A 6,050-nucleotide genomic window follows, 5' to 3' on the forward strand; every position below is an offset into this window, starting at 1 on the left:
GGTTTAAGACTCCCATCTTCCCAAAATACCGCACGGCAGATTCAGTCCGGAGGCAGTAANCGGCAGTCCGAGCTCGCCGCAGGAAATCGCTTCCTCCGAAACCGGCGGGCTGCCGTCATGGACAGGATGTTATGCAGTAACGGTCGGCGAAATACCGGTCGTATACGAATTAATGAGCATAAACAATGGGTTGTCCGACATAATGCTCATGCAGCTCTCGACGAAAGGATAGAGGCTCTGCTCCAGCTTCCACATTTCCCCGCCGGGTCCACGGCCGTAGGATGGTGGGTCCATGATGATCGCATCGTATTTATTGCCGCGGCGCTGTTCGCGCTGCACGAATTTGAACACGTCGTCCGTTATGAAACGGACCGGACGGTCCCCGAGGCCGGACAGCTGCAGGTTCTCCTTGGCCCATTGAACCATGCCTTTTGCGGCGTCGACGTGGACGACATGGGCACCTGCGGAAGCTGCCGCCACGCTGGCTCCGCCGGTATAGGCGAACAGGTTCAGCACCTGGATCGGCCGGCCTGCCCCGGCAATCTTGTCCATCATCCAGCGCCAGTTGGCCGCTTGCTCAGGGAACAAACCGGTATGCTTAAAGTTGGTAGGGCGGATATGGAACTTCAGCTTGTCGTAGGAAATGGTCCAGCGGTCGGGGATCGGTTTTTTCATGTCCCATTGGCCGCCGCCCGAAGAGCTTCGGTGGTAATGCCCGTGAACTTGGCGCCACTGCCCCGTCTCGTTGGTGAGCGGCCATATAATCTGCGGGTCGGGTCTGCGGAGAATGACTTCTCCCCAACGCTCCAGCTTTTCCCCGTCCCCGGTATCAATCAATTCATAATCCTGCCAATCGCGTGCTACATACATGAATGCATTCCATCCTTCTGTTCTTTAATTTCATTTAGCTTATATTGTACAACATTTCGTACATACAATGCACTTTCTTCATACTCGGGGCGGGTAAAGGTATAATAAAGATAACCCCTCGCGAAAGGAGGACTTGCCGGTGAGCAGCAGACGGAAAATATCGTGGATTCTCACTTTGTTTGGCTTGTTTTGCGGCATTCTTTATGTCAATCTGGCGGTCCGTGGCGGCACGAAGGATTGGTTTGGCTTTCTTGTCTTCGCCGTGCTTCCGCTTGGAATCGGACTTATACTGCGCACGAAAACGAAAAAAGCGAGAGCATGGATGGAGATCACCCCCGAGATGGAGAAGAGCATTCTCCACCTGGCTGCGGAGCAGGAGAACCTGCTGACCGCTGCGGACGTTGCCTTGAATACGGCGCTCAGCATGGAGCAGGCCGGCGAGGCGCTGGAAGCGATGCGCCGCGAAGGGTCAGGTCCAGTTTACGGGTAGCGGATAACGGGGGCGCGTGGTCTACGAATTCCAGGCCGTTCTATCGATGGAAGCCAAGCTGAATGCGGAGCGGGTGTAAACCCCGCCTTGGACATGCCAAGCGCAGCCGGTTTTTCTTGTGGCGATTATTGGGACGCCATGTACTCGTAGTAGTCCTGCTGTCTCATCACTTTGAAGCCGCAGGACTCATACAGCCGGAGCGCATTGGGGTTCTGAACCGCCACCTCCAGCCATATGTCTCGCCCCCGGGCTATCGCTTCGGATACGATGAGCATCAATGTGCTGCGGCCGATCCCCTGACCCCGAACAGATGCTTTCACCGCAAAGCCGTATATCCACGTATCGGATCCTGTATCTTCAAGAGATACCTTGCCGACGGTAACCCCATCCCGTTTAATGATGAGCGGCCGGGTTCCCGTTTCCTGCAGCAGCGATGAGTAGATTTCAGCCGATTCCTCCCGGCTCATCTCGAATCCTTCCTGATCGATAGCGATGATGTCCTCCATGTCGGCAAGCTCTGCGCTTCGCAGTTGGACCGACGGGTCCGCTTCCGTGACAGTTTGGCCGTCGTCATGCCATTTCATTTGATACTCCGAATGGCAGAACACCCCTCCTTGGGACTCGATGAAGCCTATGCCGCTGGAAGAGGAAGCCGGGGTATTCAGAAGGACGGTCTTATAGGCTGAAACGTTAGCCGAGCGGATGGCGTCCTTCCATAGATTCGTAAATATTCCCTGACGCCGGTAATCCGGATGTACCATGCCGCATACCTCGAGACCGCCGCCGAGCGGATATAAGGCGAGAAAACCGGTCAGCATATCGCCGGAATAATGAAAAAAGTCCAGCTTTGCGTCCGCAGGACGGGACTTCAGCATGCTCCAGTTTAATTTCAGAGTGATGGCATCGGCCCGCTCGCACAGCTCCTGCAGAGCGGAGATATCGCCTAGTTGACTTGGATTAAGAATAGTCTGCTTCCCCCATATTCGTTATTTTCTGCTATCATATCATGTTCCTATTAGGCGTTAAAGAGAGTGAATTGCAATTTATGCAAGGTTTTTTTGTTCATGCGAAGCCTCCATCATTAGGCGGTCATACCTCACTTCATACAGCGGCACGGAATAGGATGAATGTAACATTTCCTAGGAAGGGAGCCATCCGTATGCCGGTGAAAAACGGTAAGGATTTCGGTCTGCTCGGCAGATCGCCGGATTATATGAACACGGCCATTATGGCCTACGCTGCCGCCTCGGAGCTGCTGGCTGAAGCTGATGCGAAGTATGCGGACAACATGCGGAATTACTACCGGTACTGCTTAGAGCATGACATTACGCTGTCCCACGCTTTCGTTCAGCCGGCGGCGAGCCGTACCGCCGAAATGCTTGATGACGGGACGATCGTCAATACCGCGGCGCGCATCGTCGACCAGACGACAGAAGGCGTCATTGTGTCAGGCGCGTTTCTGCTGGCGACCCAGGGAGTCACGGCTGATGAAATTCTCGTGTATCCGCCGGCATCGTTCCTGTTTCAGGAGGAAGACAATCCTGAAACTTTTGCTTTTGCCGTCCCGAACAACCTTCCGGGTATGAAGTGGATAAGCCGGGAAAGCCTGGTCGGCGGCGATTCGGCTTACGATTATCCGCTCAGCTCGCGATTTGAGGAGATGGACACTCTTGTCATTTTCGATCACGTGCTCGTTCCTTGGGAGCGTATATTTATTCTTGGCAACGACAGCCTGTCCATACGCTTCTTTGCACAGAGCGGCTTTCACGTGCATGCAGCGCACCAGGTTTGCTGCCGATACGTGGCGAAGACTGAGTTTGTACTTGGAATCATTTTGTCCATTGTCGACGCACTGGAAAGAACCGGAAGCGTGGTCACTGAACAAGTGACAGAGGTGATCGTAAATCTGGAGTCGCTCAAGGCGCTGCTGCTCGCCTCCGAAGCGGGAGCGCAGGTGGACCGGTGGGGAAGCATGCTGCCCGACTATAAGCCGCTCTGGTCCGCTACCGTCATCTATCCCCAAATGTATGCACGGATGATGGAAATTATCCAGCTGCTCGGGTCCAGCAGCGTCATTATGATTCCGTCGGAGCAGGATTTTAAGGCATCCGGGATTGCTCCCTATTTATCGAATTATCTTAAAAGCAGCAGCATGGACGCCCGGGATAAGACTGCGCTGTTCCGGCTGGCCTGGGAGCTGAGCAGCAGCGGTTTCGGCGGGCGGCAGCAGCTCTACGAACGCTTTTTCTTCGGGGGACAGCAGGTAACCAGCAACAGGCTGTTTCAAGGCTATTTGGATAAGGAGATGTACAAGGAGCGGGTTCAGCGATTTCTGCGGGATGTGTAATCACCGTTCTACGGATCGGTCATATTCCACCCGGCCCACTCATATATCTGTAATGGGGAACGTACGCCAGCAGCGCGGGAGAGAGAAGCCGCCAGGGAAGAGCCATCCTTGCACAGAGGAGGCGGGCGGCGATGACGATCGATCAGCTGATCGCTTTATTGGCACTTGTCGTCATGATCATTGGACTTGTCAGCGGAAAAGGAAAATCATAAGCTGCAAAAAAAGAGAGCTATATATTCCAGCTCTCTTTTTTTGCCTGCAAACCGTTTAACGATTCTAACCCGGGGCCTCCGTCCCGTTAAGATCGAATTTCATCGATGCTAAAGCGCCCCCTCTTTGCGATTCTGCCTCAGCACTAATCAGTAACCATTTGCCCTCCGTTGATGTGGATCGTCGTTCCGGTGATATACGACCCGTCGTCAGAAGCCAGCAGCACATACGTGGGTGCCAGCTCGTAAGGCTGGGCAGCACGCCCCAACGGCACGTCGCGGCCGAAGACGGCAATCCGCTCAGGAGGTATCGAAGCGGGATTGAGCGGCGTCCATACGGGACCTGGAGCAACCGCATTAACCCTGATGCATTGAGGGGCAAGATTTCGGGCGAGAGCGCGGGTGAAGCTGACGATCGCACCTTTGGTCGAGGAGTAGTCCATGAGCGTATCATTGCCGACATACGCAGTCACAGATGCGGTGTTTACGATGCTGCTTCCCGGCCGGAGGTGGGGGAGGACCGCCTTGGTCAGAAGGATAAAGGACAGAATGTTCACTTCGAACGTATTGCGCAGCTGTTCTTCGGAAATGTCTAGCAGTGAGGTTTGGAAGTACTGAACCCCGGCATTGTTAATGAGAATGTCGATTTTCCCGAATGCCTTCAGAGTGCTGTCCACGATATACGATGCAAAGCCCGGCGACCGCACGTCAACGGGAAGCAGCAGGCATTTTCTGCCGAGCTGGCGGATTCGCCGCTCCGTGTCCTGAGCATCCCTGTGCTCATTAAGATATACGACCACAAGGTCGGCGCCTTCTTTGGCAAAAGAGATGGCGACCGCACGGCCGATACCGCTGTCTCCTCCAGTGATGATCGCCACCTTGTCCTTTAATTTACCGGTTCCGATATAGTTCGGATTTTCAGATACGGGGAGCGGGTTCATCACATATTCAATGCCCGGCTGCCCGTGCTGGTGCTGATCCGGCGGAAAAGCCACCGGAATGTCCTTGCACTGGTGAATGACACCATATTTAGCATACGGATAATTCATCGGCCAATCCTTCCCTAAGCTTTTGATGGTACACAGTCTATTCACGGGATGGGCGAGTGTGCCAGTTATTTTTAAGTCTTACATCGAAATAACAAACGAACATAAACGGCTGTCCCGGACATAAATATGTACCAAAGCTGATGATCACCCAATGATGACGCATGTTGTTGGCATTAGGGATCCTTTTGGAAGGAGGAGGGCCGATTGATAGTAAGCAATGAGATGAATGCTGACAAGAAAATGACACCCAAACGAAAAAAATGGTTCACGCGCAATGATTGGACCGGCTATTTGTTCAGCGCCCCATTAATTATCGGCGTGCTCGCATTTGCCATCTACCCGATGTTTGCCGCATTGTTTATCAGCTTTCACCAGACGTCGGGCCTGTCGCTGAACGGAAAGTGGGTGGGGCTCAGCAATTACGGGTATGCACTGGAGGATCCTGTTTTCTGGCAAGCGCTTACAAATACGTTTTTGATGGGCGTCTTGTCCGTGGTGCTAGGCATCGTATTATCCTTTGTACTGGCGAGCCTGATCAACAATCTCAAATGGAACTTCGGCAAAAACTTTTTTAAGGCCGTCTACTTTCTGCCGAACGTCGTGTCGGCGGTAGCGACCAGTCTCCTGTTCTCGTTTCTGTTTTTTCCATCGAAAGAAGGGCTGCTGAACTTTGTGCTGAGCTGGTTCGGGGTTCACCATCCCATCGGCTGGTTTACGAATCCGGAGGTGTCGCGCTACAGCATCGTGCTGATGAGCCTGTGGGGGGCGCTTGGCTACAACACGATCATTTTTCTGGCTGGCCTGCAAAGCGTGCCGCGCGACCTGTACGAAGCCGCTGAAGTCGATGGGGCGGGCGGGTACAAGAAATGGCTCCATATTACCATCCCTTATTTACGTCCGATCTTCGTCTTTATGCTCATTATGGGCACGATCGGCGGCATGAAGCGGTTCACTGACGTGTGGCTGATCGGCGGTACGGCGGGCAATCCGGGCGGAAGCCTGATGACGGTGGTCCTGTACATATACCGGAACGCATTTTTGGCATCGCAAATGGGTCTGGCCACAGCCGCTTCTTATCTGCTGTT

Annotated in this window: 5 protein-coding genes and 1 pseudogene; 3 read left to right on the forward strand and 3 right to left on the reverse strand. The window is 53.7% G+C overall.

What is annotated here, in order from left to right; genetic code table 11:
• Positions 1–3 precede the first annotated feature (3 nt).
• Positions 4–870: pseudogene (locus CPT76_RS05235) on the reverse strand (class I SAM-dependent methyltransferase).
• 139 nt (positions 871–1,009) lie between these two features.
• Between CPT76_RS05235 and CPT76_RS05240 the strand changes: the two are divergent.
• The gene (locus tag CPT76_RS05240; RefSeq protein ID WP_105442156.1) at positions 1,010–1,360 is read left to right on the forward strand and encodes a hypothetical protein; all 351 of its coding nucleotides are present in this window, start codon (positions 1,010–1,012) and stop codon (positions 1,358–1,360) included.
• Between the two features lie 125 nt (positions 1,361–1,485).
• On the opposite strand, the gene CPT76_RS05245 is transcribed toward CPT76_RS05240, so the two are convergent.
• Positions 1,486–2,235, reverse strand: coding sequence for a GNAT family N-acetyltransferase (locus tag CPT76_RS05245; RefSeq protein WP_105442157.1), 750 nt, complete (start codon positions 2,233–2,235; stop codon positions 1,486–1,488).
• Between the two features lie 284 nt (positions 2,236–2,519).
• Between CPT76_RS05245 and CPT76_RS05250 the strand changes: the two genes are divergently transcribed.
• Positions 2,520–3,707, forward strand: a complete 1,188-nt coding sequence (locus CPT76_RS05250; RefSeq protein WP_181152694.1) for a 4-hydroxyphenylacetate 3-hydroxylase N-terminal domain-containing protein — start codon at positions 2,520–2,522, stop codon at positions 3,705–3,707.
• 355 nt (positions 3,708–4,062) lie between these two features.
• On the opposite strand, the gene CPT76_RS05255 is transcribed toward CPT76_RS05250, so the two are convergent.
• A complete protein-coding gene (locus CPT76_RS05255) occupies positions 4,063–4,965 on the reverse strand; it encodes a glucose 1-dehydrogenase (protein ID WP_105442159.1) in 903 nt (300 codons plus the stop codon).
• A 222-nt stretch (positions 4,966–5,187) separates the two neighbouring features.
• On the opposite strand from CPT76_RS05255, the gene CPT76_RS05260 reads away from it, so the two are divergent.
• Positions 5,188–6,050, forward strand: an 863-nt coding sequence (locus CPT76_RS05260; protein WP_105442385.1) for a carbohydrate ABC transporter permease, incomplete at its 3' end; no start/stop codon positions are given.

Origin of the sequence: Paenibacillus sp. AR247 (assembly GCF_002968895.1) — a bacterium.
GTDB lineage: Bacteria > Bacillota > Bacilli > Paenibacillales > Paenibacillaceae > Paenibacillus_AQ > Paenibacillus_AQ favisporus.